Here is a 26,782-nt window from a genome sequence, read left to right as displayed (position 1 = left end):
GGAGAAGAAACAATGACTGCCACCCAATTCTCGCTCGGCGGGCTGCTGCGCCGCGCCGGCCTGTCGACCGAGCCCGGAGGATCGCGACACGGCCCCTGTGACGCGCGGATCGCGAAGGCGCTGCTCGAATTCCGCAACCATGGCCACCGCTCGGTCCGCATGCTCGATCTCGACTGCGCCGATGGCGGCCGACTCCTCCGCGCCGCGGCCAAGGCGCGCGAACTGGGCTTCGTCTCGATCGAAGGCCGCGGCGTGTCGCTCTGGACCGCCGGCATCCGGCATGCCCGCTGGCAGGCCGAGACCGACGCCCACCCTTCCACCGAACTGCATTTCGAGATCGCCGAGCCGATCGCCGCGCTCGCCTCCGAGCATGACGGTGCCGCCGACCTGATCTTCCTGTCCGAACCGATGCCCTATCCGTGCAGCCCGCTGGGCGGCGCGCTGGCGCGCCTTGGCGGCAGGGTGCTGGCGGACGGCTAGGCCGTCGCCACGCCCGCCCGGGCGAGATGCGCGTCGAGCCGGCCGCCGAACCACAGGAAGAACATCCGATAGTCGGAAACCAGCGACCAGAGCGGGTAGGTGAAGGTCGCCGGCCGGTTCTTCTCGACGCCGAAATGCGCCGCCCAGGCAAAGCCATAGCCCGCAAGCGGGATCGCCAGCCACCACCACCATCCCGCGCCACCCAGCGCGAGCAGCAGGAACCACAGGGTGAGGATCGTGCCGACATAGTGCATGCCCCGCGTCCACGGCTTCCCATGCTCGCGCAGATAGAAGGGCCAGAATTCGCGATAGGTGGTGATGGTGCGTGCCATGACGTCAGGCTAACGCGGCTTGATGGATCCGCGCAAGCACAGCTTCCCGCCCGTGGTCGACGCCCGCACCCGCCTGCTCGTCCTCGGGTCGCTCCCCGGGGAGCGCTCGCTGGCCGAACAGCGTTATTATGCCCACCCGCAGAACCAGTTCTGGCGCCTGATCTCCCACGCGGCGGGGCGCGACCTGGCTGCGCTGGACTACCCCGACCGCCTCATCGCGCTGCTCGACGCCCGTATCGGCCTGTGGGACGTGGTTGCCAGCGCGCGGCGCACCGGCAGCACCGATGCCGCACTGCGCGATGTCGAAGGGCATGACATCGCCGCCCTTGCCGCCACCCTGCCCGATCTGCGCGCCATCGCGTTCAACGGCGGCACCGCATTCCGCACCGGATCGAAGCAGCTCGGTGCCGCGGCGACGCGCTACACGATCGTCGCCCTGCCCTCGTCGAGCCCGCTCCACACGATCGGCTTCGAGAAGAAGCTCCCGCAATGGGAGGCGCTCAGGCCGCTGCTCGCCTGACGGGGCGCCCAAAGGCTCAACGCGCATTCCCCACATCGTCCGCGACATTGTCCGCCGACGCGTTCCCGGCATCGGACGCCGAATTCGGCCCGTCCACCGGCCGCACGCCCGCGCAGCCGTGGAAGACCTTGTCGGCGATCTTCAGTTCCGCGGTCAGAGGGCGCTCGATCGCCGGCGCCCCACCCTCGGTACAGCGCGCATTGACGAAGGTGATCGTTACCGGCTGGCCGAGCGTATCCTTGGTCTGCCATACGGCCTTGTCGCCATCGATCTTCGGCGAGACCGGATAGAATTGCGAGACATCGCCCTCACTCCCGCGCCCGGCGAAGCGCGTAAGGGTGATCGATCCCGGCGCGACTTCCAGCGACCAGGTCAGGGCATTGTCGGTCGCGCGCAGCGGCTTGTTGAGGGACACATCGCCAAGATGCGCGCCCCTTGGGCTCGGCGCAGCCTTGGGCTCCTCCGCCTTTTCCGTCGATCCGCAGGCCGCCAGCATCAGCAGCGCGGCAATGGCGAGTGCGCGCATTGATCATTCTCCCTCGCCGCGACCCTGCGCAGGGCGTTTGCGGGGGTCAAGCCTTGGAGCGCACCACCAGTTCCCGGCTTTGGTCGCCGCATCCCGGTCCACCTCGACCGACTCCATTAACCAGAAATTCGGCTGCGATACTTGCCCACCCATGCGCTGCAAGGCGGCAGAATCGACCGTACAGGCACAAAGATCGCTTTTGGACGTATTCCGGAAATGAGTGAATTCCATGGATGACATCGGTGTCTGCCATGACTTCGCAATATTACGGATGTCATGTCGCAGCGCACAATCGATATGTAACTCTATATCACGAATCGCTTGACGATTCTTGCATGGTGAACGAAAGCTCCAGCCCGTTATGAAGAAAGCCCCCTTTTTCGCCGCCGCCGCAGTGCTCCTCTCGCTCGCGGCCTGTGAGAACAAGCCCGAGGAAGTCTCTGGTACCGCTCCGGATCCCCAGGCTGAAGCCCTGAAGAACGCCCCCAAGGTCGAGCTGCCGCCGTCGATCGAGGCCTCGGTCTCGATGCGCTGCAAGGACAACAGCGTCGTGTTCGCCGACTTCTATCAGGGCGCCAAGATGGTCCTGATCAAGGAAACCAAGGACGGCCCGGGCACGCTGCTCAAGGCGCCGGAAGCCGGCCAGCCCTTCGTCGCCGACGGCGGCTACAAGGTCACCGGCACCTCGAAGAACGCCACGATCGAAGTTCCCGGCAAGGGCTCGCGCGCCTGCCACGGCTGATCGCGGCATCCAGTGTTTCATCAAGGGCCGGCGGGCATTCCCGCCGGCCCTTTTTCATGCGAGGCTTGGCCAGCAAGAGGAGAGCGCTTTGGCCACGGTGGCGATCTACAGCCTGAAGGGCGGCGTCGGGAAAACGACGCTTGCCGTGAACCTGGCCTGGGCATCGGCTACATTGTCGGCCCGGCGCACGCTGCTCTGGGATCTCGATCCGCAGGCCGCCTCGACCTATCTTGTCGAGCCCGAGGGCAAGACCCGCGATCAGGCCCAGGCGATCTTCACCAAGGATGTCGCCCCTACCAAGCTGGTCCAGCATACCGGCATCGAGCGGCTGGACCTGATCGGCGCCGACACGTCGCTGCGCGGCCTCGACCTTACCTTCCACGAGCTCGACAAGAAGAAGCGGCTGGCCAAGCTGCTGGGCGAGCTGGACAAAGCCTATGATCGAGTGCTGCTCGATTGCCCGCCGGGGCTGACCGAGACCAGCGAGCAGGTGATGCGCGCCGCGGACCTGATCGTGGTGCCGGTGATCCCCTCCCCGCTTTCCACCCGCGCCTTCGAGGAAGTCTCGACCCACCTCGCGCGCAAGGGCGGCAAGGTGTCGCTGATGCCGGTGCATTCGATGGTCGATCGCCGGCGCAAGCTGCATGTCGAGGCAGTGGCCGCGCATCCCGACTGGCCGGTGATCCCGATGGCGAGCATCGTCGAATCGATGAGCGTGCACCGCGCCGCGGTCGGCAGCTTCGCGCCGCGCAGCCCCGGTGCCCAGGCCTTTGCGGGGCTTTGGCAGGCGATCGAGCGCCGGCTGTCGGGCAAGAAGCGTTGAGCCGCGCCCAGCCGCCGCAACAGGAACTCGACCCCGACCTGGTGCTGCGCGCCTATGCCATGGGCGTGTTCCCGATGGCCGATCACCGCACCGCGGCCACCGTCTATTGGGTCGAGCCCAAGCTGCGCGGGGTGCTGCCGCTCGACGGCTTCCACTTCTCGCGCTCGCTCCGCAAGGTCATCCAGTCGGGCCGCTTCCGGCTGACCGTGGACACCGCGTTCGAGCGAATCATCCAGCTCTGCGCCGAAAGCGCCGCCGACCGGCCCGATACCTGGATCAACGGCCCGATCGAACGCGTCTTCCTCGAGCTGCATCGTCGCGGCTTCGCCCATTCGGTGGAATGCTGGGATGGCGACACGCTCGCCGGCGGCCTCTACGGCCTTGCGCTCGGCCGGGCCTTCTTCGGCGAATCGATGGTCACGCGCGTACCCAACGCGTCCAAGGTCGCCTTCGCGCACCTCGTCGCCCGGCTGAGCGCCGGCGGGTTCACTCTATTGGATTGCCAGTTCATCACCGAGCATCTCTCGACGCTCGGCGCGATCGAGATCCCGCGTGACGACTATGTCGCGTTGCTGGGCGCGGCGCTCGGCGATTCGGCCGCAGGGCTCTCAACGGGCGCGCCTTCGGTCGATGGCGACTTCTTCGCGCTCGACGCATTGCCCGATCCACTGCCGCCCGCGGCCGGCGCCGGCACCGTGTCCGGCCCGCTGTCGCGGAAGGTCATCGCGCAGCTCTTGGGCCACACATCGTAGATCGGGTGCTGGACGACGTTCAGCGCCGGGCGCTCGGCGAACAGCCAGCCCGAATGCACGCGGTGCCATTTCTTGTCGACTTCGAGCACATCCACCTGGACGAACGCACCGGTGAGCTGATCCGCTTCCCAGGGCGCGGTCTTGTCGCAGGCCTTGAGGCGGACGATCACATCGCCGATGCGGACGGCCTGGCCGGGCTTGAGCTTGAACTCGCGCGCTTCGCCATTGCGCTTGTTGAGGATGCCGAGAACCGCGACGCGGTCCTTCATCGGCGTCGCCGAAGCGTCCTCGATAGCCTTGCCGTCACGGTCGACGGTGATCACGTCGGCGGGCTGGCCGCCCGAGTCGCGGCCGCCGGTGGTGACGATCTCGTCCGATGCCGTGTTCTTCGAAGCATCCTTGCCGCCCCCGCCCGAGCACGCGCCGAGGGCGAGCAGCAGCCCGGCCGCGACGGCTCCAGCGGGGCGACGGATCATGCGCCGGGGGTCCAGGCCTCGTAGTCGCCGGTGGCGCGGGCACGGTGGCCGCCCTTTTCCAGCGCGCCGCTCGGGCGATAGGCGAGCTGCGAACCGGTCAGGTTCACTTCGCCGGGGATTTCCCACGCCTTGGGTGCCGGCAGCGCCTGGTCGGGCACCGAATCGATCTGGTGGTGGAGCCAGCTGAACCATTCCGGCGGCACGCGGCTCGCATCGTTCGAGCCGTTATAGATCACCCAGCGGCGCGTGATGCCGTTGGGGTCCTTGCCGCCCTCATAATAGAGGTTGCCCATATGGTCTTCGCCGACCTGCGTCTTGCTGCGCAGAGCGATCCAGGTGCCGAAGGTGGCGCCGTTCCACCAGGTGAAGGGATTGAGATTGAGGCCCATGGGCGCGGATTAGCGAGGAGCGCGGGGCGAGGCAATGCTTACTGCTTCGCCCAATGCACCTTGTCGCCCGCCTTGATGCCCAGTTTCGCCGAAACGCCGGCATTGATCTCGAGCACCGCGGCCACCGGCTCGCCCGATTTCACATTGTCCTCGGAGAACGGCACCGCATTCTCGCCGATCCGGGCGATGCTGCCGTCCGCGCGAATGAAGATGATGTCGAGCGCGGTCGGCGTGTTTTTCATCCAGAAGCTCGCTTCACGCGGCTCCCCCTCGGCCGGATAGGGCGTGAAGATCATGCCGCCGTCCTGGGGCAGGTTCGTGCGGAACATCAGGCCCCGCTCCTGCTCCGCCGAAGTCCGCGCCACTTCGACATGGAAGACATGCGGGCCATTGGCGCTCTCGACCGTGACGTCGATCTTCTTCGCCGCCTGAACTGCTGCGGGGCCGGTCTCCGCAGCTCCCTGGCAGGCACCCGAGACAAGCAACACCGAAGCGGCGAGCGCCGCTCCCAACCCACGCATGCACTTCATCTGACTAGCTGGTCCTTTCGACCGCCACGGCAAGCGGCCCTTTTTCGCCATCGACGATGCGCGCGCTGAGCGGCTGGCCGGGTTCGACCTCCTCGATATCAGCACGGCGCAGCGTCTCCATATGGACGAATATATCGGCCGAGTCGGACCCGCGCACCAGGAATCCATAGCCCTTGAGGCGATTGAACCACTTCACCTCCACCGGCTCGAACGGCCCGGCGGTCTCGATCAGCTTCACCCGGTCGGTGCGCTCGGCCGGGCGCTTGGGTGCCTCGACCGCTTCGCTCAGATCGATCGAGATGATCTCGCGCGCCTGCAGCCCCCGCTGGCGCTTCACGGCGGTGCACTCGACCCGAGCCCCCTCGGGCAGCGAGCGCCGGCCATGTTCCTGAAGCACGGTGAAATGGATAAGAATGTCGCCCACGGCGGCATCATCGGCCACTAGAAAGCCGAACCCCCGCGTAACGTCGAACCATTTCACGACACCGGCAAAGACCTGACCTTCGTCCATCCGGTCCCCGCCAATTCCCCCGTTTTCGTCCGGCGTGTCAGTATAGTCCTTCTGCGCAACCTGTTGGTCAGCACGCATTTTCCTGTCCCCCGAAGGACGTCATTAACATAGTATTTTCCATAAATGGAATTGCCTTTGTGCGATTCATTTCCGGAGTGTGTCTTCCGGGTCATCCCCCGGGGCCATGCGGACGATCGCGCGGGCCAGTCCGGGTGCATGGCCGGCCCGGATCATCGCCGCCATCTGCTTTTCCTGGAGCGGCCGATCGGCCAGTTCCCGCCCATAGGGGCCAATCCGCTTGCGCCGCGCGAACGTGATCGCGCTCGAGACGCCGTCCGCCTCTATCGCGGGCGCCAGCGCCTCGGCATCCTCGGCCTCGACCCCGGCAAAGCGCAGCGCTTCCCGCACCCTGCGCGCGCCCAGGCCACGCCGCGCCATCGATCCCGCCTTCGATTCGGCATAGAGCCTGTCATTGACGTAACCGAGTTCGGCCATCCGCTCTGCCAGTCCTTCCGGATCGGGCGATTTTTCCCCGTCCCAGCCCCGCTCACGCAGCTTTCGAGACAGGTACGCCGTCAGTTTAGCTCTTGTCGTAGCGTAACGTTCGACATAGCGGAGCGCGAAACGCTCCAGATCGGCGCTATTCAGCGGTGGCAGGGGGCGTCTCGGGTCAGGCATGCGCCATGATTGTGCCACAGTGGCAACCGATTTTGAACGATAGTGCGTAGCAGAGGCTAGCCTCAAAAAAATGTCGTGGGGGCACGACGTTGGCTACCACGCAGGGGCACGGAATAAAGAATGGTATTGGACGTTACGGGATCGCTAGAGGCAGAAAAGGAAGCGGGAACGCTCGCGCCTACGCCTACCGATGACAGCCTGCCGCGTCGCCTTGCGGATTTCGATACGCTGGGCGATGCGCTCGATTACGCTGCTCAGGGCGTACGCGGGCTCAACTTCCACGATGCGCGCGGTAACCTCGTGCGCCCCTATCCCTTCGCGGAGCTTCGCGAGGATGCGCTGAAGCAGGCCCATCGCCTGATCGCCGCGGGCGTGAAGCCCGAGGATCGCATCGCGCTGATCGCGGAGACGGGCGCCGAATTCGCTTCGCTCTTCTTCGGCGTGGTCTATGCCGGCGCCTGGCCGGTGCCGCTGCCGCTGCCGACCAGCTTCGGCGGCGCCCAGTCGTACATCGACCAGCTGACCGTCCAGCTGCAGAGCTGCGATCCCTCGATGCTGCTCTACCCGCCCGAGATCGGCGCGATGTGCGCCGAGGCGGCGCGCGGCCGCAACGTGCCGGGCGTGGACTGGTCCGAGTTCGTCCAGCGCGACGCGGTGCCGGTGGAACTGCCCGAGGCGAAGACCACCGACATCGCCTATCTCCAATATTCGAGCGGCTCGACCCGCTTCCCGCATGGCGTGGTCATCACCCACCATGCGCTGCTCAACAACCTGGCGGCGCACAGCCACGGCATGAACGTGACCGACGGCGACCGCTGCGTCTCGTGGCTGCCCTGGTACCATGACATGGGTCTGGTCGGCTGCCTGCTCTCGGTCGTCGCCAACCAGGTCTCGACCGACTATCTCAAGACCGAGGACTTCGCCCGGCGCCCGCTCGCCTGGCTCGACCTCATCAGCCGCAACCCGGGCAACACGCTCAGCTATTCGCCGACCTTCGGCTACGACATCTGCGCGCGCCGCATGTCGAGCCAGACCAAGGCCAGCGAGCGCTTCGACCTGAGCCGCTGGCGCGTCGCCGGCAACGGCGCCGACATGATCCGCCCCGACGTGATGCAGTCGTTCGTCGACGCATTCGCCGATGCGGGCTTCAAGGCGACCGCCTTCCTGCCGAGCTACGGGCTGGCGGAAGCTACCCTCGCCGTGTCGATCATGCCGCCGGGCGAAGGCATCATGGTCGAGCTGGTCGAAGAGACCCAGCTTTCGGGCGGTGAAGTCGCCCGTGGCGATCGGCCGCAGCGTTTCCGCGCGATCGTCAATTGCGGCGTTCCGGCGCGCGACATGACGATCGAGATCCGCGAGGAGGACGGTACGCCGTTGCCCGAGAAGGCGATCGGCAAGGTCTGGTGCAAGGGCCCGTCGGTCATGGTCGGCTATTTCCGCGACCAGGAAGCGACCGATGCCTGCCTGAAGGACGGCTGGCTGGATACCGGCGACATGGGCTACATGTCGGACGGCTATATCTACATCGTCGGCCGCGCCAAGGACATGATCATCATCAACGGCAAGAACCACTGGCCCCAGGATATCGAATGGGCCGTGGAGCAGCTGCCGGCGTTCAAGCAGGGCGACGTGGCCGCCTTCGCGATCACCACCCCGGGCGGCGAAGAGACGCCGGCGGTGCTGGTCCAGTGCCGCACCTCGGACGAAGCCGAGCGCCTGCGCCTGCGCGACGAGATCCGCGAGCGCGTCCGCTCCGTCACGGGCATGAACTGCGTGATCGAGCTCGTGCCGCCGCGCACCCTGCCGCGCACCAGCTCGGGCAAGCTCAGCCGCGCCAAGGCCCGCAACCTCTACCTCAACGGCGAGATCAAGCCCTACGCGCTCGCCGCCTGATTTTTGCAAATGACGACACGGGCCGCGCAGGGCGAGGGATTCGAACCCTCGACCGGCGGCTGGTGGAATCAGGGTTCGGGAAACCGCTTCCGGGCGGTTTCCGCGGCATAGCCGGTTGACGGGTTCAAGGAGCGGCCGGGTGGTTCGCCCGGCTGCGTGAGCCAAGCAGGCGAAATCCTACATTGCAAGGCAGCGTGGTTCCCCGGCGAAGGCCGGGGTCCAGAGGGTTTCCCTGCAGTCTCGCTCGATTACCCTGGGCCCCGGCTTTCGCCGGAGAACGGACAGGCTCAGGCCGCGCGCTGCATCCGTTCGAACACGCCGCGCTCGTCCGGGCGCAGGGTGAGGACCTCGACGCCGGTCGCGGTCACCGCGACGGTGTGCTCGAACTGGGCGGAGAGCGAGCCGTCCTGGGTCACCACCGTCCAGCCATCGGCCTCCGTCCGCACGCCGCGGCGACCGCGGTTGAGCATCGGCTCGATCGTGAACACCATGCCCTCGCGCAGCACCATGCCGGTGCCGGGCTTGCCGAAATGGAGGATCTGCGGCTCCTCATGCATCTCGCGGCCGATGCCGTGCCCGCAATATTCGCGGACCACCGAATAGCCGTTCTTCTTGGCATGACGCTCGATCGCCCAGCCGATATCGCCGAGCCGCGCGCCGGGGTGCACGGTGCGGATGCCGTGCCACATCGCCTCATAGGTCGCCTGGACCAGCCGCCGGGCGGCCGGCGCGACCTCGCCGATCAGATAGGTCTTGCTCGAATCGGCGATGAACCCGTTCTTCTCCAGCGTGATGTCGAGATTGACGATATCGCCGTCGCGCAGGACGTCGGCCTCCGACGGGACGCCGTGGCAGACCACCTGGTTGACCGAGCTGTTGAGCACATAGCCATAGCCATATTGCCCCTTGCTCGCCGGCCGGGCCTGGAGGTCCTGGGTGATGAACCGCTCGACCAGCGCGTCGATCTCGAGCGTCGACATGCCCGCCAGCGCGGTGCGATCGAGCATCTCGAACACCGAGGCGAGCAGACGGCCGGATTCGGCCATCAGCGCGAGCTCCTCAGGCTGCTTCGTCATGCCGCACCACTGCGAGGGGTTGGGCGGAGACGCCGGCAGCACGCAGCTCGCGCTCGACGATCTCGTTGAAGCTCAGCGTCGGGTTGGTCTCGCACAGCATGCCGATCTTGATCCAGAAGGCCGCCTGCGCGTTGATCGACCGGCAGCCGACCTTGCTCGCGCGGCGGAGCTGGTCGTGCAGGTCTTCCTCGATGTTCACGATGCCCATTTGGGGAGGTCCGCATATGATTCGTATATGGATCGTATATGTTTTGTTGTAGCGAGTGCCAAGCCCCCTTCCCTGTCATCCCCGCGCAGGCGGGGATCCAGGGCCAAGCAGTACCGGCCGGGAAGAGTAACCCTGGATCCCCGCCTGCGCGGGGATGACGGTTTGGAGAAAAGGCAATTTAGTCGTTCCCCGGCGAAGGCCGGGGTCCAGCTGCAATGCCGTTCGTTAGGTTCCCGCGCCTTCGAGGGTTCGCGGCAACTGGGCCCCGGCCTTCGCCGGGGAACGGGTGGAGGACGTGGGGCAGCGATTCCAATCCTCCCCCGAAGGGGGAGGGGGACCGCCGCGAAGCGGTGGTGGAGGGGTAGCGCGCCTCAGGCGATATCGCCCGTGGAGAATACCCCTCCACCAGCTGCGCTGGTCCCCCTCCCCCTCCCCCTCCGGGGGAGGATTGAATGCAGCCCGATCCCGCCGCCCCAGCGAGAAATTCCCCTTCCCCCGCCCCACCCTAACCACTCGTCAACCAACGCCGGGTTACCGTGGCCGGGTGACTAGCCAGACGACCTCCCAATTCGCCCGGCCGCGCATCGATGCGCGTGCGCTTCTGGGCCTGTACGACCCGGCGGACACGACCGACTGGGGGCCGATCCGCGCCGCCCAGCTCCATGCCGGCAGCCAGCTGGCGCTGTTCATGCTCGCCGCCAATGTGATCGGCGCATCGCTCGTCACCATGATCCTGGCGCCGCTGGTGCCGCTGTGGCAGCTCGCCGGGTGGAGCGCGCTGGTCGCCGCCGCCGGTGCCGCCGTCGCCTTCCGCCGGCTCGCCCGCCGCCACCGCGAGGCGGTGACCGCATCGTTGAGCGATGTGCGCGACACGCTGTTCGACGGGATCGCGCTGGGCGCGGTCTGGTCGATCCCGCCGCTCGCCTTCGGCCACCTGGTCGATGCCAGCGCCGCGCTGGGCCTGTGGATCGTGCTGTCGCTGCTGATGACCGCCAGCGCCGTGGCGATGGCCGCGCTGCCGATGGCCACGATCACCTTCGTCTCGATCACCGGCGCCGCGCTGGTGACGACGCTGTCGCTGATCGCCTCGCCGATGCTGGCCGCCGCTTCCGCGCTGTTCACCGTGCTGCTGGTGATGGCCACCTTTGCCCGCGGCAAGGCGCTGGTGGTGATCCGCGCCGGCGAGATCGCGATCGCCGACCGCGACGAGACACTGAGCCTGCTGCTGCGCGAGACCGAGCGCGAGGGCGAGGCCGACTGGCTTTGGGAAATCGATGCGCAGCGCCGCGTGGCGCGCGCCAACCCGCGCTTCTCCAAATCGCTGGGCGTCGATCCCAAGACGATCAACGGCACCCCCTTCCTCCAGGTGCTGGCCGGGCCGAGCTGGGAAGACGGCAATTTCGCACCCGGCCTGCGCGAGCTGGCCGAGAAGCTGAAGACCCGCGAGCCGTTCCATGACCTGCTGCTGCCGGTGCTGGTGAGCGGCGAGGAGCGCTGGTGGGAAATGTCCGCCAGCCCGCGCTTCGACGAAAGCGGCAGCTTCATCGGCTTCCGCGGCGTCGGCTCGGACGTGACCGAGGCGCGCAAGTCCGCCGACCAGATCAGCAAGATGGCGCGCTTCGACACGCTGACCGGGCTGCCCAACCGCCTGCTGCTCAACGAGACGCTGGCGCGGGCGATGGCCGAGGCCGAAAAATGGGGATCGCGCTGCGCCTTCATGATGATCGACCTCGATCGCTTCAAGGCCGTGAACGACACGCTGGGCCACCCGGTGGGCGACCGGCTGCTGATGCGCGTTTCCGAACGGCTCAAGCAGCTGATGAGCGAGAACGAGATGGTCGGGCGGCTGGGCGGCGACGAATTCGCCGTGGTGGTGCGCGACGCGACCGACACGGCGGGCATCGAGCGGCTGGCCCAGGCGATCATCGACACGGTCTCGCGCCCCTATGAGATCGACCAGAACACGCTGTTCATCGGTGCCTCGGTGGGCCTCGCGATCGGCCCGCGTGACGGGCGCACCGCCGAGATGCTGATCCGCTCGGCCGACCTGGCGCTCTATCGCTCCAAGGACAGCGGCGGCGGCGCCTATCACAGCTATGAGCCGCAGCTGCACATGGCCGCCGAGGAGCGCCGCGTGCTCGAGATCGCGCTGCGCAGCGCGGTCGAGAATGGCGAGATGCACCTCAACTACCAGCCGGTGGTGCTGGCCGACAGCGGCACGCTGCGCGGCTTCGAGGCGCTGCTGCGCTGGACGCATCCCGAGTTCGGCGTGGTCTCCCCCGCCAAGTTCGTGCCGCTGGCCGAGGATGCCCGGCTGATCCCGGCGATCGGCGAATGGGTGCTGCGCACCGCCTGCCAGGAAGCGGCCAAGTGGGATTCGGATATCCGCGTGGCGGTGAACGTCAGCCCCGAGCAGCTCCACTCGCCGGCCTTCGCCACGATGGTGGCGCAGGCGCTGGCGCAATCGGGCCTGCCGGCCGAGCGGCTGGAGCTGGAAGTGACCGAAAGCGTGTTCATGCGCGAGGGCACCCAGGCGATCCATGTGCTCGAGAAGGTGCTGGAGCTGGGCGTGAAGCTGAGCCTGGACGATTTCGGCACCGGCTATTCCTCGCTCGGCTATCTGGCGCACACCCGGTTCAGCACGATCAAGATCGACCGCAGCTTCGTGCAGGGCGCGTCCAAGGGCACCAAGGAAGCGATCGCGATCATCCGCGCGGTGGTCGCGCTGGCGGACAGCCTGGGCATGGCGACCACGGCCGAGGGCGTGGAGACCGAGGAGGAGCACCACATGGTCCAGCGGCTCGGCTGCACCAAGGTGCAGGGCTATTATTTCGGCCGCCCGCTGCCCGTGCAGGAAGCGCGCGCGCTGGCGATCCGGGCCAGCAGCGGCGAGACGGCGGCGGCCTGAGCCGCTGCCAAGCGGGCGCGACGACACCCGGAATCGCACTTCCCGGTTCGCGTCACGGCCCTTTAGTCAGGCTAATATGGCCACGCGCCTGCTCCACCCCCGTGGCGAGATCTTCCCAAATCCGTGCCAGCGCGCTGCCGGATCCGGCCGCTTGACCTGATATTTTGTCTGACTAAAACTCGGTCATCGCCGAGAAGGACCACCTTCCGGAAGAAGAGATCACGAGAGGGAGGCACGATGTTCGATCTTGTCCGTCCGGGCGCGCTCGCCCTGCTGCTTGCGTCCGCGTCGCCGGCCCTGGCCCAGAAGGATGCATCGGCCCCGATCGAAGTGACGGTGGACAGCGCCAGGCCGGGCAGCAAGATCGACCGCAACATCTTCGGTCAGTTCGCCGAACATCTCGGCACCGGCATCTATGGCGGCGTATGGGTGGGCAAGGACTCGCCGATCCCCAATGTGCGCGGCATCCGCAAGGACGTGGTCGCCGCGCTGCGCACGATCCGCGTGCCGAACGTGCGCTGGCCGGGCGGCTGCTTCGCCGACGAATATCACTGGCGCCACGGCATCGGCCCGGCGAAGGACCGGCGCGTCACGATCAACTCGAACTGGGGCGGCGCCACCGAGCCCAACAGCTTCGGCACCGACGAGTTCATGGACTTTGCCGACCAGATCGGCAGCGACGCCTATATCTCGGTCAATCTCGGCTCCGGCACGGTGGCGGAAGCCGCCGAATGGATCGAGTACATGACCGCCGATCCGGCGACGACGGCGGGCAAGGAGCGCGCCGCGAACGGGCATGCCGCGCCCTACAAGGTGAAGTATCTCGGCATCGGCAACGAAAGCTGGTCGTGCGGCGGCGCGATGAGCCCCGACCATTATGTCGATGTGATGAAGCCGTTCGCCCGCTTCGTGCGCAACTACAACCCCGCCCAGGCGGCGGACGGCCCGGGGGCGATGCAGCGCATCGCGGTGGGCCCGGGCGACGACAATCTCGCCTATACCGAAAGCGTGATGAAGGCGTGGAAGGCGCATGACTGGGCGTGGAGCATCGAGGGGCTCTCGCTGCATCGCTACACCACCGGCGGGGGCTGGCCGACCACCCAGCCGAGCACCGGCTTCGACGAGGGCCGCTATGCGCTGATGCTCAAGGAAACACTGGGCATGGAGGAGACGATCGCGAAGAACGCCGCGATCATGGACAAGTACGATCCCGCGAAGAAGGTGGCGATCGCGGTCGACGAATGGGGCGCCTGGCTCGCGCCCGATCCGGGCACCAATCCCGGCTTCCTGCGCCAGCAGAACTCGATGCGCGACGCGATCCTGGCGGCGCTCAACCTCAACATCTTCGCGCGGCACGCGGACCGCGTCCGCCTGACCAACATCGCCCAGATGGTGAACGTGCTCCAGTCGATGATCCTCACCGACAAGGAGAAGATGGTCCTTACCCCGACCTACCATCTCTACAGGATGTACCTGCCCTTCCAGGATGCGACCTTCGTGCCGGTGACGTTCGATGCGGGCGTCTACAGCCAGGGGGACATCAAGCTGCCGCGGATCGACGCGGTCGCGGTGCGCGACACGGCGGGCCGGCTGTGGCTGGCGGTGACCAATCTCGATCCGGCAAGACCGGCGCGGATCGCGGCGCGCTTCCCGGGCCTGCAGGTGCGCGGCGCGCACGGCGAAGTGCTGACCGCGCCGCGGGTGGACTCGGTCAACAGCTTCGACGCGCCGGAAGCGGTGGTGCCCAGGCCCTTTGCCGGCAAGGCGGACAAGGGCGGCCTGGTGCTCGACCTGCCGGGCAAGTCGGTGGTGGTGGTGCGGATCGAGAGCTGAGGCGCCGCCGCGCTCAGAGCGTCCGCACCGCGACATGGCCGGCGTCGGCGCTGCGGGACAGCGGGTTGCGCAGCGGCAGGGTGAAGGGTGCCGCCTCGATCTCGAACACGTCGCCCGGCGCGGTGCGGATGCCGTCGCTGAACGAGAGGGTGGCGGTGCCGAAGAAATGGACGTGGACGTCGCCGGGCGTGCGGAACAGCGGGTATTTGAAGTGGTGATGCTCCAGATTGGCGAGCGTGTGCGACATGTTCGCCTCGCCCGAGAGGAAGGGCCTCTCCCACAGGGTCGCGCCGTCGCGCAGGATCCGGCTGGTGCCGCGCACATCCCCGGGCACCGCGCCGACGAGCAGCTCCGGGCCGAGCGCGGCCTGGCGCAGCTTCGAATGGGCGAGCCAGAGATAATTGTGCCGCTCGGTCACATGGTCGCTGAACTCGTTGGCGAGGCAGATGCCGAGGCGCCAGGGGGTGCCGTCCGGGCCGATCAGGTAGATGCCGGCGAGCTCGGGCTCCTCGCCGCCGTCCTGGGCGAAGCCGGGCATGTCGAGCGCGTCGCCGGGGCCGGCGAGATGCGTGCCGTTGCCCTTGTAGAACCATTCCGGCTGCTGGCCGACCGCGCCGGCGGCGGGCTTGCCACCCTCGACGCCCTCGAGGAACATCCGCATGCTGTCGGTCTTGTGGGTGGCCGCGGCGGCGTCGCGGTGCATCTTGTCGCGCCCCTCCGCCGAGCCGAGATGGGTGAGGCCGGTACCGGTCAGGACGAGATGCGCGGGATCGGGATGGTCGATCGGCGCCACCAGCCGCCCCGCTGCCAGCTCGGCCGCGAGATCGACCTGGCCGGAGATGCCGAGCGCATCGACCGCCTCCGCCAGCGACCGGCCGCTCTCGATCGCCCGCAGCGCCAGAGCGCGGACATCGGAGACGCCGGCGACGAACCCCGCCGCGTCCCGCCGCGCCGCGATCACCCGCCGGGTCCCGTCCTGGGCCCGATGCTGCAACAGTCGCAATGCCATGTCCTCTCCCTTTCAACCGCTGCGGGCGGCAATAATTAGTCCGACATATTGTCGGCGCGCGCCAAAGGCAACTTGCATGCGCCGGAATGTGCGCGGATAAGACCGGCCAGTCACAAGGGAGCATGCGCCGGATGGCATCGAAGGAGGAGGAGGCCCAAGCGCCCGCGGCGGGTTCCGCGGTGCAATTGACGCCGTCTCCCAAGGGTTCCGGCCGCCGCCTGCGGGGCGCAGTCGCCCATTATCTCGGCACCGCGATCGTCTCCGGACGGATCGCCCCCGGCGAAAGGCTGACCGGCGAGGTCGCCAATGCCGAGGCGCTCGACGTGTCGCGCAGCGCCTATCGCGAAGCGGTGCAGGTGCTCACGGCCAAGGGTCTGGTCGAAAGCCGCCCCAAGGCCGGGACGCGCGTGCTGCCGCGCAGCCGCTGGAACATGCTCGACCCCGCCGTGCTGGCCTGGGCCTTTTCCGGCGAGCCCGATCTCGACTTCGTCCGCGACCTGTTCGAGCTCCGCGCGATCGTGGAGCCCAACGCCGCGCGCCTGGCGGCCGAGCGCCGCGACAAGGCCGACATCAAGGCGATGAAGGACGCGCTGGCCAAGATGCGCCGCCACACGCTGGCGACCGAGGCCGGCCGCGCCGCCGACCGGGATTTCCACGACGCGCTGCTGCAGGCGACCCGCAACAGCACGCTGATCGCGCTGAGCGCGAGCATCGGCGCGGCGGTGAACTGGACGACCCAGTTCAAGCAGCGCGCCCGCGCCCTGCCCCGCGACCCGCTGCCCGACCATGCCCGCGTGTTCGACGCGATCGTCGCGGGCGATGCGGATGCGGCCAGCCAGGCGATGCGTACCCTGGTCGACCTGGCGCTCGAGGATACGCGCTCGGCGATGTAGGGCCCGCGCCCGGCTCAGGCCCTCGGCGTGGGACGCGAGCCCCATAGCGCATAAAAGAGCACATAGAGGCTGCACGCGGCGGTGACGAGAAAGCCCCAGTGCAGGCCATAGCCGTCGGCGATCTTGCCCTGGATCGAGGCCAGCGCGCCGCCCGCGATCGACATGATGAGGAGCCCGGACCCCTCCTCCGTCAACGGCCCCAGCCCGCGGATCGCCAGCGCGAAGATCGCCGGGAACATGATCGAAATGCCCAGCCCGACCGTGATCAGGCCGTACATCGCCACCGGCCCCGGCACGAACACGGCAACCAGCGAGCCGCCCATCGCGATCAGCGCGAACAGCGCCAGCACGCGCTCCGGCGCGATCGTGCGCATCAGCCCCGCGCCGAGGAACCGGCCGACCATCATCCCGCCCCAGAACAGGGTGAGATAGGTGGCGGCATGCTCCTGGGTCAGGTTGGCGACGCTGGGTTGCGACACGAAGTTGATGAAATAGCTGCCGACGCCGATCTCGGCGAGCACGCAGAGCGCGATGCCGACACAGCCGAGGATGAGGTTGCGGTGGCGGAAGAGCGACAGGCTGCGGCGCTCTTCGGCCGAGACCCGCCGGGTGGCGGCGCCGAGCGCCGGGAGCTTCGCCCGCGCGATCAGGAACGCGAGGATCGCGAGCACGATCGCCACGATCAGATAGGGCAATTCGGTCGCCTGCGCGTCGGCCATGCGCTGGGCGTGGGTGAGCTCGGTACCCTGCGCGGTGGTGCCGCCGGTCGTGCGCGCGAGGATGAGGTACTTGCCGAACAGGATCGCCAGAACGTCGCCGGTGGTGTTGAACGCCTGCACCAGGGTGAGGCGGGATTCAGCGCTCTCGGGCGGGCCGATCACCGCGACATAGGGGTTCGCCGCAACCTGCAGCAACGCGATGCCGCACGAGACGATGAACAGCGAGGCAATGGTGATCCAGTAGGAGACCTGCCAGGCGGCGAGGATCATGCCCAGCGAGCCGATCGTCATCACCGCGAGACCCGTGGTGAGCGCGCGCTGATAGCCGATCCGCTCGATGAGCCTGGCCGCGGGGATCGAGGCGAGGAGATAGCCGATGAACCACACCGATTCGATCAGGCCGGTCTCGAAATAGCTGAGCGCGAACACACTGCGCAGGTGCGGCAGCAGCGTGCCGTTGATGACGCTGATGAAGCCCCACATGAAGAAGAGCGAGGCGAGCAGAGTAAGCGCCGGGCCGTAGCGCGGCGCACCCGCCACGTCGTTATGCGCAACGGTCGCGGTTGATCCCGGCGGCAATGCCATGGCTCTCATTCCTCTCATGCCGCCCTGTCCGGCGCGGGTTGCTCTTTGCTTTCTAGTCGGAGTATTGATTAGCCAATCGGGCGTCAACAACCGATGGCGCCGCATATCGCGAATATGCCCGACGGAGATAGCAATGAAGCCGATCATCGCGCTCGCGCTGGCGCTTCCCCTGGCCATGCCGGGCGTGGCGCATGCCGCCACGGCGGAGCGCAAGGCCTTCGGGGCCCTGGCGGACGAGCGCGCGATCGAGGCAATAACTCTGTCTAACGCCTACGGCATGCACGCGACGCCATCTATCGCAACCTGATCCTCTATCGTTTCTCGACCACCGCGCCTTCGGGCCGGGATTGAGCACGCACACAAGGCTTACCGATGACCGATTCCGCGTTCCCCAAGCTGCGCAGCCGCGCCTGGTTCGACAATTCCGAGAATATCGACATGACCGCGCTCTACCTCGAGCGCTATCTCAACTTCGGACTGAGCCTGAAGGAACTGCGCTCGGGCAAGCCGGTGATCGGCATCGCCCAGACCGGATCGGACCTGAGCCCGTGCAACCGCCACCACCTGGTGCTGGCCGAGCGCATCCGCGAAGGCATCCGCGAGGCGGGCGGCATCGCGCTCGAATTCCCGGTGCACCCGATCCAGGAGACCGGCAAGCGACCGACCGCGGGACTGGACCGCAACCTGGCCTATCTGGGCCTGGTCGAGCTGCTCTACGGCTATCCGATCGACGGCGTGGTGCTCACCACCGGCTGCGACAAGACCACGCCCGCCTGCCTGATGGCGGCGGCGACGGTGAACATCCCGGCGATCGCGCTGTCGGTGGGCCCGATGCTCAACGGCTGGCATCGCGGCGAGCGCACCGGATCGGGCACGATCGTGTGGAAGGCGCGCGAGATGCTGGCCGCCGGCGAGATCGACGATGAAGGCTTCATCAAGCTGGTAAGCTCGTCGGCGCCCTCGACCGGCTATTGCAACACGATGGGCACGGCGACGACGATGAACAGCCTGGCCGAGGCGCTGGGCATGATGCTGCCGGGCAGCGCCGCCATCCCCGCCCCCTATCGCGACCGGCAGGAAGCCGCCTACCACACCGGCAAGCGCATCGTGGAGATGGTCGCCGAGGACCTGAAGCCCTCCGACATCCTGACCCGCGAGGCGTTCCTCAACGCGATCGTGGTCAATTCGGCGATCGGCGGATCGACCAACGCGCCGATCCATCTCAACGCGATCGCCCGCCATATCGGCGTCTCGCTCGATATCGCCGACTGGCAGGAACATGGCCATGACGTGCCGCTGCTGGTGAACCTGCAACCGGCCGGCGAATATCTGGGCGAGGATTATTATCGCGCGGGCGGCGTTCCCGCCGTCGTGGCGCAGCTCATCAGTCGCGGCCTGATCACGGAGAGCGCGCTTACCGTCAACGGCAAGACGATCGGCGAGAATTGCCGCACCGCCGAGATCGAGGACGAGGCGGTGATCCGGCCGTTCGATCGTCCGCTTTCCGAAGCGTCGGGCTTCCTGGTGCTGCGCGGCAACCTGTTCGACGCCGCGATCATGAAGACCAGCGTGATCGGCGAGGAATTCCGCGGGCGCTATCTCTCGAACCCGCAGGACCCCAATGCGTTCGAGGGGCCGGTCGTCGTGTTCGACGGACCGGAAGACTATCATGCCCGGATCGACGATCCCGCGCTGGGCATCACCGAGCACAGCCTGCTGGTGATGCGCGGGGCCGGGCCGATCGGCTATCCGGGCGCGGCCGAGGTGGTGAACATGCGCCCGCCCGCCTATCTGATCCGCGCCGGCATCCATGCCCTGCCCTGCATCGGCGATGGCCGCCAGTCGGGCACGTCCGCCTCGCCCTCGATCCTCAATGCCGCGCCCGAAGCGGCGGCGATGGGCGGCCTCGCACTGCTGCGGACCGGGGACCGGGTGCGCATCGACCTGGGCCGCTGCACCGCCGAGATGCTGGTGCCGCCGGAGGAACTGGCGGCGCGCCGCGCCGCGCTCGAGGCCGAGGGCGGCTATCCCTATCCCGCGGCGCAGACGCCCTGGCAGCAGATCCAGCGCACGCTGGTGGGCCAGCTGGATACCGGCGCGATCCTGGAAGGGTCGGAGCAGTTCCAGCGCATCGCCCAGACGCAGGGGCTGCCGCGCGACAATCACTAGCGCTCCCGCCCTGGTGCAAGGATGCGATGACGGCCGGCGGATGCGCGCGGCCGTCGTCACGCTTCCCATGGCTGCTCCACGGCGGCCGATCCCGCGAAAGCCGGGCCTTCGGCACCGGGATCGCGCCCCGGACGCTCCGGGAATTCCGCTTTTCCCCAAACTTTCCCGCCGCTTGCAACAAATCCAAGCTAGCCCTTGCTCCCTTCCCTTTCGCGCGCTAGATGCGCGGTCCGCACAGGGGCGTAGCTCAGCTGGTTAGAGCGTCGGTCTCCAAAACCGAAGGCCCTCGGTTCGAATCCGAGCGCCCCTGCCACTTCGCATTTTTGGCTTTTTTGCCGCGTCCGCCCTTTTCGGCGGCGCCTTCGTGCGGTGTATTTTCCACAAGGATATCAAAGGGCTTACGGTACTCCGCCGAAAGCTTTCGATCCCGAAACGAACAGTTCGAAAGTACCACCGAAAGCACGTGTTTTTTGGCCGCTAAATCGGCCTCGAGGAACCGACGCTTCGAATCCTGCGCAACCGACAGCAATGCGATTCCATCGTCGAAGTAGCTCAGATCGGCCTCGTGCCGCCGCTCGAGTTCCTTGGCGACCTTGCGCTCCTGATCCCGGAACTGCGCCGTGAGCGCCGCATAAATCTCGTCCTCGATGCGGCCATCGAGATTGTCCATGTAGACCTGCCCGAGACGCTCGCGAAGGCGTTCCCGCTCCCTGGTGAGCCGCGCCACCGCCGTGTCGTGATCGGTACGCACTTCCGTGAAGCTCTCCCGGAGCGCGTTCCGCAACCACTGGAACATCTCCGGCGAAAGCGACACACGGTCCAACATGTCGCCGACCTGGTCGAGCAACACCTCCTCTCGGACATAGGGCTCGGGGCATTTCCGCTTCGCGTGGCTGCAGCGGTAGTAGATGTATTTCTTCTTCTTGATGTCGCCGACGAGCGCACAGCCACAATGGCCGCAGCTAATCATGCCGGTGAATAGGAAGTCTTTCTCGATCCCGCGGATGCGCGCCGTATGGCGCCCGTCGAGGACGCCCTGCACCCGTTCCCAGGTCTCGATCGACACCAGCGGCTCGTGCGAGCCCTGATAGCGCTTGCCCAGCCATTCGAACTCACCGGTGTAGATCCGCGAGCGCAGGATCTTGTGGACGCTGCTCAAGCTGATGGGCTTTCTGCTGCCGCGGAAGGTCATGCCATCGGCTCGCGCCCGCGCGGCCGCCTGCTTGAGCGAGTACAGGCCCGTTGAATACCATTCGAAAAGCCGGGTAACCCGGGCACCGGTGTCGGGTTCGACCTCGATGATGCGTTTGCCGTTCGGCCCGATGACGTTGCGATAGCCGGTGGGCGCGGCCGACGGCCAGATTCCCTGTTCGGCCTTCTCCAGCATCCCCTTGCGAACCTCCTCCGAAAGATTGTCGATATAGTTCTTGGCCATCAGCACCTTGATGCCGTGGAGGAACTTCTCGGAGGAGCGCGAGTCCGGCGCGAGGACGATATTCTCCTTCACGAAATGGATGCTGAGGTCGAGGTCGTCGATCGTCACCCAGTCGCGGAGGTTGCGGTAGAGCCGGTCCGTCTTCTCGACCAGGACCGTGTCCGTCGCGGGATGGCTGCGCAGATAGGCGATCATCTCGCCGAAATAGGTCCGGCCGCTCGCCTTGGCGGTCTCGATATCGATATATTCGCGAACGATCTTGTAGCCCTGCTCCTCGGCATAGGCCTTGAGAAGCTTGACCTGGGAATCGATTGAGAAGCCCTCGCGCTCCTGCTCCTTCGAGGAGACACGCGCATAGAGAACAGCGCGCTTGCTTTTCGGGGACGGCTGATGGCGATCCGATTGTCTTCTCATGGCTCACTCCCGCTGACATGGCGCCGACGGAACGCATGTCAGGGCACCGCCGGCCGCCTTCGCAGTCTGGCGGACTTGGGCCGGATGGCAAGGCGTCAAGGGCGAGACTTGTCCGTTTCGGACAAGTCTTCGCCGCGCGGCCGGACGATCCCGCCCAGACCCATCAACGCCCCTGCGAACATCGTCATGTTCTCGATGATCTGATGGGCGTCCGCCTCGGTGAGCGGCGCTTCGTAATAAGGCTGCCACACCCTGATCGTCTCTTCGATGAGCGCGCGCGAATAGCGCAGGCGGACCGCGCCCCCCCGCCCCAGGGCGGGATTCTCGACCGGACCGCGGTCCGTCCAATGCCGATGCGTCTCCCTCGGCGCCATGTCAGCTTCCCGCCGGAGGCGCCCGCCTCCGCTTGGCGAACTCCCGGTCGCTGTCGAGAAAGGCGCTGAGCATCGCCGGCACAAGCTCGGCCACCGGTTCCTCGCGCCCATAGGTCTCGGCATAGAGCGCCGCATATTCGGAGAGGGCCGAATGCAGGTCGGGGGAGATCGAAACCGCCAGCTTGACCGGCGTACGATCGGGCAGCTTGGCGAGGCGCAAGCCGGTCACGGCCTCGTTCCCGTCCAGGCCGGCAGCAGCAGATCCTTGTGCAGGATGACGCGCAGCGGCCAACCCGGCCGCACGCGGATGGTCGGCTGGACGTCGAGCGCGCGCTCCACCAGCCTGTCGCCGGCGCGCGCACCGCCTTGTTGAGCGGACTCGCGGATCGCACGAACCAGATCACTTTCGTCGTTGCCGAGCGAAAGCTGCGTGCCGACCCCAAGAAGCGTCGAGAGGCCGACGCCCTTCAAGAGCTGCCAGCTATGCAGGTCGAGCTTGTCGGCGAGCCCAGCATAGCCCTGCGTGTCGGTCGCGGGCAGATTGTCGACGCTGATCGAACTTCCGTCCGGCATCAGAATCCGCTGCCAGACGACCAGCGCCCGGGTCTGACCAAACGCGACCACGGAGTCGTAGCGGCCGAGAAGTCTCGCGCCCTGCGGGATCAGCAACGTCCTGCCCGTCGGGCTGTCGAAAACGGGCTGGCTCACTTGCGCGATGACGAAACCCGGCAGGTCCGAATTGAGGCCGGTGATGAGGCTGGCTGCGATTACACTGCCCGCGCTCAGCACCGTGGACGCCGCCGCCGGCTGGAGGCGGCCGGGATCGACGACCTCGTCGCCCGCCCTCCGTTCGAGAAAGGCGAGCTTTCCGCCTTGGCCGGCGGGAGCGCTCCCCGGCGACGCAGGTACCGGCGCCGCGGCCGGTGCCATCGGGTCGGGTCCGGCCTGAGCATGGTTCGTCGCGACCATCACCCCGGCTTCGCGCGCCGCCTTGCGCTCGGCCGCCACGCGCTGCCGTTCGGCTTCGATGGCCTGCGCCGCCTGCGCGGCGTCCTGATCGATCGGCGCCATAGGCTCGGCGAGGCTGCGCTGATGGTCGAGGATCGGCTTGCCAAGGTCGCCCGGTAGCGGCGGCCCGAGCTTGGGAATATCGCCATAGCTCTTGGGTGCCTTGCCGAGCGCGTCTTCGGCGTTCCGTGGCTGCGGGTCGGCGCCCGCCTCGGTCAGAGTGCCGGGGGCAAGATGGATCGGCTTGAGGCCAAGCCAGGCGATGCCGGCGACCGCGGTCGAGCCAAGCAGTGCGGCTCCGACGATCACGCCACGCCGGAACCGCACCACCGGCCGCGGTCGCGCCCGCAGCACCAAAGTCTCAGGATCGGCCTTTGGAGCGGGTGCTGCCGCAGCCTCAGCTTCCGGGGCGGCTTCAGTCATGGCGCCCTCCGCGGTGCTTGCGCCCGTCGTCACGCGTGATCCGCACCACCTGCTGCTTCTTGCCGCCGAGCCGGAGCTCGGCCGCGGCGAAAAGCCGGTCGACGATGTAGAAGCGCCCGGCGATGCGGTAATTGACGAGTTGGGCCGCGCCGTCCGGACCAATCACGAACAAGGGCGGCGCATCGTCCTGGGCGATGCCGGCGGGGAATTCGACAAAGGTCTGGTGGCCATCGTCGAAGGCGCGCAACGGCCGCCAAGCGGGATTGTCGCCGCTGATCCGATAGCTGAACCGTAGCGCCTCGAGCGGGACGCCTGCGGCAATCGGCCGCGCGGCTTCGGCGATGGCGGCGTCCCGCTTCAGCGCGATCAGCGCATCGGCCGGATAAGTCCAGGACACCGCCGCCATTGCGGTCGCCGGAGTGCTGGCGAGTTCGAGGTGATAGCTTCGCCTATCGGTGGTCACGACCAGGTTCGTGGCGAGCCCCGCGCTGAACGGCTTCAGGAGGATATGCGTGCGCTTGCCCTCCCCGCTTCCGCTGCTGGTGTCGCCGATCGTCCAGCGGGTGGTGTCCCCCGCAGCTATCGCGACTAGCGCCTCGCCGGGCTGGAGTGCGATGTCGGTGACGCGCTCGGGGGCCCCGAACACGCGGTAGAGCGTGCCCTCGACATAGGGGTAGATCTGCTCGGCCCCGAGATAGCCGGCGGCGGCCGGTTCGCGGGTCGCCGCGCGATTGGCCTTGGCGACACGACCCGCCGCCTTGGGTAGCCGATAGGGCCGCCGTGGCTCGACGGGCAGGGCCGCGGGCGGCGGTGCGGCGACCTGGACGGGCGGCGTGACGCCCGAGGACGGCGCCGATACCGGCGCGGGAGTGGGCGCCGGGATGGTCTGGGCGTGGAGCGCGCCGGCAAGCAGCAGGCCGGGCATGGGCAGAAAATGGCGGATCATTGTACGGACTCCGTCTTGGGTTCGGGGATCGGGGTGGCCACCGGAGCAGATGCGGTGGGCGCAGGCGGTGCCGGGGTCTCGAGCTCGCGGCTCCAGTCGACCGCATCGACATAGAGGCCGAGCGGATTGCGCCGGAGCACGTCAGCACTCTTGGGCAGCCGGAGGCGCACCGTCAGGATCGCGGTCCAGCGCGTCGTGCCCGCGAGATTGCCACGCGCGAATGCGCTCTCCGTCCACTTCAGCTGGAAGGAACTGGGCGAGGCGCGCACGACGCTGGTCACCTGAACCGATACCGACTTGTCGCCGACCTGAGCGAACGGATTGGCCGCGCGGGCATATTCGCTCAGCTGGACGTTGCCCCGCTCGGTCACGAAGTCATAGGCCTGGAGCCAGTTCTGCCGCATCAGCACCGGGTCGAGCGACACCGAGCGCACGTCGAGGATGAACCGGCTGAGGAACCATGCGATTTGGGGATCGGTCGGCGTGTAGGCGGTGTCGGCCGGCGATACCGCCTGGGCCTGACCGAGCTGATCGACCGCGACGACATAGGGTACGACGCGGCTCTGCATCGACTGCCAGATCAGGCCAGCGGACAAGCCGCCGATCACCACCAGCTCGCCAAGCGCCGTCAGCCGCCAGCTATGGGCCTGAACCCGCGCCGAGCCGATCCGCTCGTCCCAAAGCTGTCCCGCGCGCTGATAGCGCGTCTCCGGCTCGGGGGTGGTGCCAAAGCGCTGGCTGCTCCTTCGGAACTGCATCATTCATCCCTTTCCTTGATGTCGGGGGTGGCGGAGGCGCCGCCGCGATCGCCCTCCTTGAGCGTCTGCAGCGCGGCCTGACGGTGATGGCGGGCGGTCTGCTGGGCGCGCAGGTCGCGCGCCCAGCCGGGCATCGCGCCACCCTGCCCGTCGGAAGCCGGCGACGACCCGCCGCTCCCGCCTCCGGTGTTGCCGGCAGTCCAGGCGGCGTTGCCGCCGCGCTCGGCGGCTCGGCCGAGACCCAGCGCCGCGCCCGCGCGCTGGCGCATCGCCCCGGCGGCGGCGGTGCCGACCCCGGACATGCCAGCACTCAAGGAGCTGGAACCCGAAGTCTCCTGGCCGAGCTTATAGGCGGTCGAGGCAGCGCTCCCCATCGAGGTGCCCGCGCGGATCGCGCCCAGCCCTGCGCCGCCCGCCATCCGGGCGCCCCCGGCCACGGCGCCGCCGCCAAGCATCGCGCCGCCGGCCACCGCCGCAGCGGTGCCGATCGCGGCACCGGCACCGAGCTGGGGCGCGCCAGCGACCAAGCCGGAAGCGACGGAGGGTCCGAAGATGCCGAGGCCGAGCAGGGTCATGCTCGCCAGCACGAGACTCATCGCCTGGCCAAGATCGGGCTCGGTGCCCTTCACGGCCTCGGCGAACTCGGTGAAGAAGCCCGAACTGATGCCGATGATGACGGCGAGCACCATGATCTTGATGCCCGAACTGACCACCGATCCAAGCGTGCGCTCGGCGAGGAAGCTGGTGCGATTCCACAAGGCGAACGGCACCAGGATGAAGCCTGCGAGCGTGGTCAGCTTAAACTCGAGGATGGTGATGAAGACCTGCACCGCCAGCACGAAGAACGCGATGATCGTGATCGCCCAGGCAATCAGCAGCACCATGATCGTCATGAAGTTGCTGAAGAAGCTTGTGAAGCCGAGCAGGTCCTTGGCCTGGTCGAGCAGCGGCCAGGCCGCAGCGAAACCGGTGCCCGCCAAACGCCCAGGCTGGAGCAGTTGGTCCGCGGTCATCGTCCCCCCGGCAGCGGTCAGCCCGGCCTGGGTAAAGGAGCGGAATAGGATGTCGGCGAGACGCGAGAAATTGTTCAGGATGAAGGCAAACGCGCCGACATAAAGGATCTTCTTGAGCAGCTTGCCGAGAACATCGGTCTCGCCGCCCATCGCCCAGAACAAGCCGGCCAGCGTGATGTCGATCGCGATCAACGTGCTGGTGAGGAAGCCGATGTCGGGACCGAGCAGCCCGAAGCCGTGGTCGATATAGCGGATGAAGTCCGCCAGGAACCGGTCGATCACATTGAGGTCGTTCATCGCGTCACATCCTCAAAGGGTGCCGCAGGGCGCATCGTCGGGGGCGCACGCTTGCGCCCTGC

Annotated in this window: 28 protein-coding genes, 1 tRNA gene and 2 pseudogenes; 13 read left to right on the top strand and 18 right to left on the bottom strand. The window is 67.4% G+C overall.

The genetic code is table 11. The annotated features are described in order from the left end of the window. The first annotated feature begins 12 nt into the window (after positions 1–12). The gene (locus tag HNP52_RS22185; RefSeq protein WP_184171005.1) at positions 13–480 is read left to right on the top strand and encodes an SAM-dependent methyltransferase; all 468 of its coding nucleotides are present in this window, start codon (positions 13–15) and stop codon (positions 478–480) included. Here the strand turns inward: HNP52_RS22185 and HNP52_RS22180 are convergent. After that, positions 477–812: a DUF962 domain-containing protein gene (locus tag HNP52_RS22180; protein WP_184171002.1), complete on the bottom strand. Its 336-nt coding sequence runs from the start codon at positions 810–812 to the stop codon at positions 477–479. The genes HNP52_RS22185 and HNP52_RS22180 overlap by 4 nt on opposite strands. 22 nt (positions 813–834) lie before the next feature. On the opposite strand from HNP52_RS22180, the gene HNP52_RS22175 reads away from it, so the two are divergent. After that, entirely contained in the window at positions 835–1,332 is a 498-nt protein-coding gene (locus HNP52_RS22175) for a DNA-deoxyinosine glycosylase (RefSeq protein ID WP_184170999.1), read from the top strand. A 16-nt stretch (positions 1,333–1,348) separates the two neighbouring features. Here HNP52_RS22175 and HNP52_RS22170 read toward each other — a convergent pair whose 3' ends face one another. Beyond that, the gene (locus HNP52_RS22170) at positions 1,349–1,858 is read right to left on the bottom strand and encodes a hypothetical protein (protein WP_184170996.1); all 510 of its coding nucleotides are present in this window, start codon (positions 1,856–1,858) and stop codon (positions 1,349–1,351) included. Positions 1,859–2,219: 361 nt separating this feature from the next. Between HNP52_RS22170 and HNP52_RS22165 the strand changes: the two genes are divergently transcribed. The 3 genes from HNP52_RS22165 (at position 2,220) to aat (ending at position 4,175) form a co-directional block, all read left to right on the top strand. Further along, positions 2,220–2,600: a hypothetical protein gene (locus HNP52_RS22165; protein ID WP_184170993.1), complete on the top strand. Its 381-nt coding sequence runs from the start codon at positions 2,220–2,222 to the stop codon at positions 2,598–2,600. Positions 2,601–2,688: 88 nt separating this feature from the next. Next, the gene (locus HNP52_RS22160) at positions 2,689–3,423 is read left to right on the top strand and encodes a ParA family protein (RefSeq protein ID WP_184170990.1); all 735 of its coding nucleotides are present in this window, start codon (positions 2,689–2,691) and stop codon (positions 3,421–3,423) included. Continuing rightward, positions 3,420–4,175 (top strand): leucyl/phenylalanyl-tRNA--protein transferase, encoded by a 756-nt coding sequence (aat, locus tag HNP52_RS22155; RefSeq protein ID WP_184170987.1) that lies wholly within the window; start codon positions 3,420–3,422, stop codon positions 4,173–4,175. Before HNP52_RS22160 ends, aat begins: the two co-directional genes overlap by 4 nt. 35 nt (positions 4,176–4,210) lie before the next feature. Here aat and HNP52_RS23215 read toward each other — a convergent pair. From HNP52_RS23215 to HNP52_RS22130, 5 genes and pseudogenes are all read right to left on the bottom strand, one after another. After that, positions 4,211–4,444: pseudogene (locus HNP52_RS23215) on the bottom strand (DUF2155 domain-containing protein); the annotation flags it as partial. A gap of 203 nt (positions 4,445–4,647) precedes the next feature. Beyond that, positions 4,648–5,040, bottom strand: coding sequence for an NADH:ubiquinone oxidoreductase subunit NDUFA12 (locus HNP52_RS22145; protein WP_184170984.1), 393 nt, complete (start codon positions 5,038–5,040; stop codon positions 4,648–4,650). Positions 5,041–5,078: 38 nt separating this feature from the next. Beyond that, positions 5,079–5,561 carry a DUF192 domain-containing protein gene (locus HNP52_RS22140; RefSeq protein ID WP_184170981.1) on the bottom strand — a complete coding sequence of 161 codons (483 nt, stop codon included), beginning with the start codon at positions 5,559–5,561 and terminating at the stop codon, positions 5,079–5,081. Positions 5,562–5,574: 13 nt separating this feature from the next. After that, positions 5,575–6,159, bottom strand: a complete 585-nt coding sequence (locus HNP52_RS22135) for a cold-shock protein (protein ID WP_184170978.1) — start codon at positions 6,157–6,159, stop codon at positions 5,575–5,577. Between the two features lie 66 nt (positions 6,160–6,225). Next, positions 6,226–6,759: a regulatory protein RecX gene (locus HNP52_RS22130; protein WP_184170975.1), complete on the bottom strand. Its 534-nt coding sequence runs from the start codon at positions 6,757–6,759 to the stop codon at positions 6,226–6,228. Positions 6,760–6,879: 120 nt separating this feature from the next. Here HNP52_RS22130 and HNP52_RS22125 point away from each other — a divergent pair, with 120 nt between their 5' ends. Then, complete coding sequence (locus HNP52_RS22125) at positions 6,880–8,652, top strand: fatty acyl-AMP ligase (RefSeq protein WP_184170972.1); 1,773 nt, start codon at positions 6,880–6,882, stop codon at positions 8,650–8,652. 287 nt (positions 8,653–8,939) lie between these two features. Here the strand turns inward: HNP52_RS22125 and map are convergent, their stop codons facing one another. Next, on the bottom strand, positions 8,940–9,728 hold the full coding sequence (gene map / locus HNP52_RS22120) for a type I methionyl aminopeptidase (RefSeq protein ID WP_184170969.1): 789 nt from the start codon (positions 9,726–9,728) through the stop codon (positions 8,940–8,942). Further along, positions 9,712–9,936: a ParD-like family protein gene (locus HNP52_RS22115; RefSeq protein WP_184170966.1), complete on the bottom strand. Its 225-nt coding sequence runs from the start codon at positions 9,934–9,936 to the stop codon at positions 9,712–9,714. Before HNP52_RS22115 ends, map begins: the two co-directional genes overlap by 17 nt. A gap of 544 nt (positions 9,937–10,480) precedes the next feature. Between HNP52_RS22115 and HNP52_RS22110 the strand changes: the two genes are divergently transcribed. Together HNP52_RS22110 and HNP52_RS22105 are read left to right on the top strand one after the other, a co-directional pair. Next, entirely contained in the window at positions 10,481–12,844 is a 2,364-nt protein-coding gene (locus tag HNP52_RS22110; protein WP_184170962.1) for a bifunctional diguanylate cyclase/phosphodiesterase, read from the top strand. Between the two features lie 237 nt (positions 12,845–13,081). Beyond that, positions 13,082–14,677, top strand: coding sequence for an alpha-N-arabinofuranosidase (locus HNP52_RS22105; protein WP_184170959.1), 1,596 nt, complete (start codon positions 13,082–13,084; stop codon positions 14,675–14,677). Positions 14,678–14,690: 13 nt separating this feature from the next. Here the strand turns inward: HNP52_RS22105 and araD1 are convergent, their stop codons facing one another. Next, positions 14,691–15,686 carry an AraD1 family protein gene (araD1, locus tag HNP52_RS22100; protein WP_311768532.1) on the bottom strand — a complete coding sequence of 332 codons (996 nt, stop codon included), beginning with the start codon at positions 15,684–15,686 and terminating at the stop codon, positions 14,691–14,693. Positions 15,687–15,817: 131 nt separating this feature from the next. Between araD1 and HNP52_RS22095 the strand changes: the two genes are divergently transcribed. Continuing rightward, on the top strand, positions 15,818–16,579 hold the full coding sequence (locus HNP52_RS22095; RefSeq protein WP_184170956.1) for a FadR/GntR family transcriptional regulator: 762 nt from the start codon (positions 15,818–15,820) through the stop codon (positions 16,577–16,579). Positions 16,580–16,593: 14 nt separating this feature from the next. Here the strand turns inward: HNP52_RS22095 and HNP52_RS22090 are convergent, their stop codons facing one another. Then, positions 16,594–17,883, bottom strand: coding sequence for a sugar MFS transporter (locus tag HNP52_RS22090; RefSeq protein ID WP_184170954.1), 1,290 nt, complete (start codon positions 17,881–17,883; stop codon positions 16,594–16,596). Between the two features lie 133 nt (positions 17,884–18,016). Here HNP52_RS22090 and HNP52_RS22085 point away from each other — a divergent pair, with 133 nt between their 5' ends. From HNP52_RS22085 to HNP52_RS23210, 4 genes are all read left to right on the top strand, one after another. Next, positions 18,017–18,190: a hypothetical protein gene (locus HNP52_RS22085; RefSeq protein WP_184170951.1), complete on the top strand. Its 174-nt coding sequence runs from the start codon at positions 18,017–18,019 to the stop codon at positions 18,188–18,190. 65 nt (positions 18,191–18,255) lie between these two features. Continuing rightward, positions 18,256–20,052 carry an IlvD/Edd family dehydratase gene (locus HNP52_RS22080; protein ID WP_184170948.1) on the top strand — a complete coding sequence of 599 codons (1,797 nt, stop codon included), beginning with the start codon at positions 18,256–18,258 and terminating at the stop codon, positions 20,050–20,052. Positions 20,053–20,288: 236 nt separating this feature from the next. Next, positions 20,289–20,365, top strand: a tRNA-Trp gene (locus HNP52_RS22075). A 252-nt stretch (positions 20,366–20,617) separates the two neighbouring features. After that, a complete protein-coding gene (locus HNP52_RS23210) occupies positions 20,618–21,034 on the top strand; it encodes a hypothetical protein (protein WP_260396326.1) in 417 nt (138 codons plus the stop codon). Here HNP52_RS23210 and HNP52_RS22070 read toward each other — a convergent pair. The 7 genes and pseudogenes from HNP52_RS22070 to trbL all read right to left on the bottom strand — a co-directional run. Then, positions 20,933–21,901: pseudogene (locus HNP52_RS22070) on the bottom strand (recombinase family protein); the annotation flags it as partial. The gene HNP52_RS23210 and the pseudogene HNP52_RS22070 sit on opposite strands and share 102 nt — an antisense overlap. Before the next feature lie 95 nt (positions 21,902–21,996). Next, entirely contained in the window at positions 21,997–22,275 is a 279-nt protein-coding gene (locus HNP52_RS22065) for a hypothetical protein (RefSeq protein ID WP_184170945.1), read from the bottom strand. A gap of 1 nt (position 22,276) precedes the next feature. Further along, positions 22,277–22,504 (bottom strand): DUF2274 domain-containing protein, encoded by a 228-nt coding sequence (locus tag HNP52_RS22060; RefSeq protein ID WP_184170942.1) that lies wholly within the window; start codon positions 22,502–22,504, stop codon positions 22,277–22,279. Beyond that, positions 22,501–23,706, bottom strand: a complete 1,206-nt coding sequence (locus tag HNP52_RS22055; protein ID WP_184170939.1) for a TrbI/VirB10 family protein — start codon at positions 23,704–23,706, stop codon at positions 22,501–22,503. Before HNP52_RS22055 ends, HNP52_RS22060 begins: the two co-directional genes overlap by 4 nt. Continuing rightward, positions 23,699–24,652: a P-type conjugative transfer protein TrbG gene (trbG, locus tag HNP52_RS22050; RefSeq protein WP_184170936.1), complete on the bottom strand. Its 954-nt coding sequence runs from the start codon at positions 24,650–24,652 to the stop codon at positions 23,699–23,701. The genes HNP52_RS22055 and trbG overlap by 8 nt, the downstream gene beginning before the upstream one ends. Next, positions 24,649–25,410: a conjugal transfer protein TrbF gene (trbF, locus tag HNP52_RS22045; protein ID WP_184171307.1), complete on the bottom strand. Its 762-nt coding sequence runs from the start codon at positions 25,408–25,410 to the stop codon at positions 24,649–24,651. The genes trbG and trbF overlap by 4 nt, the downstream gene beginning before the upstream one ends. Next, on the bottom strand, positions 25,410–26,720 hold the full coding sequence (trbL, locus tag HNP52_RS22040; protein ID WP_184170933.1) for a P-type conjugative transfer protein TrbL: 1,311 nt from the start codon (positions 26,718–26,720) through the stop codon (positions 25,410–25,412). The genes trbF and trbL overlap by 1 nt, the downstream gene beginning before the upstream one ends. Between the last annotated feature and the right edge of the window lie 62 nt (positions 26,721–26,782).

It is taken from the genome of Sphingomonas kyeonggiensis, assembly GCF_014204495.1.
In the GTDB taxonomy this organism is placed as follows: Bacteria; Pseudomonadota; Alphaproteobacteria; order Sphingomonadales; family Sphingomonadaceae; genus Sphingomonas; species Sphingomonas kyeonggiensis_A.
This window is presented reverse-complemented; position numbering and strand designations above follow the sequence as displayed.

Bases quoted from the DNA above. Each gene is read 5' to 3' on its own strand.
- map (WP_184170969.1), bottom strand. From the start codon at position 9,728: ATGACGAAGCAGCCTGAGGAGCTCGCGCTGATGGCCGAATCCGGCCGT.
- HNP52_RS22180 (WP_184171002.1), bottom strand. From the start codon at position 812: ATGGCACGCACCATCACCACCTATCGCGAATTCTGGCCCTTCTATCTG.
- HNP52_RS22080 (WP_184170948.1), top strand. From the start codon at position 18,256: ATGACCGATTCCGCGTTCCCCAAGCTGCGCAGCCGCGCCTGGTTCGAC.
- trbG (WP_184170936.1), bottom strand. From the start codon at position 24,652: ATGATCCGCCATTTTCTGCCCATGCCCGGCCTGCTGCTTGCCGGCGCG.
- HNP52_RS22170 (WP_184170996.1), bottom strand. From the start codon at position 1,858: ATGCGCGCACTCGCCATTGCCGCGCTGCTGATGCTGGCGGCCTGCGGA.
- araD1 (WP_311768532.1), bottom strand. From the start codon at position 15,686: ATGGCATTGCGACTGTTGCAGCATCGGGCCCAGGACGGGACCCGGCGG.
- HNP52_RS22105 (WP_184170959.1), top strand. From the start codon at position 13,082: ATGTTCGATCTTGTCCGTCCGGGCGCGCTCGCCCTGCTGCTTGCGTCC.
- HNP52_RS22185 (WP_184171005.1), top strand. From the start codon at position 13: ATGACTGCCACCCAATTCTCGCTCGGCGGGCTGCTGCGCCGCGCCGGC.
- trbF (WP_184171307.1), bottom strand. From the start codon at position 25,410: ATGCAGTTCCGAAGGAGCAGCCAGCGCTTTGGCACCACCCCCGAGCCG.
- HNP52_RS22115 (WP_184170966.1), bottom strand. From the start codon at position 9,936: ATGGGCATCGTGAACATCGAGGAAGACCTGCACGACCAGCTCCGCCGC.
- HNP52_RS22130 (WP_184170975.1), bottom strand. From the start codon at position 6,759: ATGCCTGACCCGAGACGCCCCCTGCCACCGCTGAATAGCGCCGATCTG.
- HNP52_RS22140 (WP_184170981.1), bottom strand. From the start codon at position 5,561: ATGCGTGGGTTGGGAGCGGCGCTCGCCGCTTCGGTGTTGCTTGTCTCG.
- HNP52_RS22125 (WP_184170972.1), top strand. From the start codon at position 6,880: ATGGTATTGGACGTTACGGGATCGCTAGAGGCAGAAAAGGAAGCGGGA.
- HNP52_RS22165 (WP_184170993.1), top strand. From the start codon at position 2,220: ATGAAGAAAGCCCCCTTTTTCGCCGCCGCCGCAGTGCTCCTCTCGCTC.
- HNP52_RS22095 (WP_184170956.1), top strand. From the start codon at position 15,818: ATGGCATCGAAGGAGGAGGAGGCCCAAGCGCCCGCGGCGGGTTCCGCG.
- trbL (WP_184170933.1), bottom strand. From the start codon at position 26,720: ATGAACGACCTCAATGTGATCGACCGGTTCCTGGCGGACTTCATCCGC.
- HNP52_RS22065 (WP_184170945.1), bottom strand. From the start codon at position 22,275: ATGGCGCCGAGGGAGACGCATCGGCATTGGACGGACCGCGGTCCGGTC.
- HNP52_RS22145 (WP_184170984.1), bottom strand. From the start codon at position 5,040: ATGGGCCTCAATCTCAATCCCTTCACCTGGTGGAACGGCGCCACCTTC.
- HNP52_RS22175 (WP_184170999.1), top strand. From the start codon at position 835: ATGGATCCGCGCAAGCACAGCTTCCCGCCCGTGGTCGACGCCCGCACC.
- HNP52_RS22085 (WP_184170951.1), top strand. From the start codon at position 18,017: ATGAAGCCGATCATCGCGCTCGCGCTGGCGCTTCCCCTGGCCATGCCG.
- HNP52_RS22090 (WP_184170954.1), bottom strand. From the start codon at position 17,883: ATGGCATTGCCGCCGGGATCAACCGCGACCGTTGCGCATAACGACGTG.
- HNP52_RS22135 (WP_184170978.1), bottom strand. From the start codon at position 6,159: ATGCGTGCTGACCAACAGGTTGCGCAGAAGGACTATACTGACACGCCG.
- HNP52_RS22055 (WP_184170939.1), bottom strand. From the start codon at position 23,706: ATGACTGAAGCCGCCCCGGAAGCTGAGGCTGCGGCAGCACCCGCTCCA.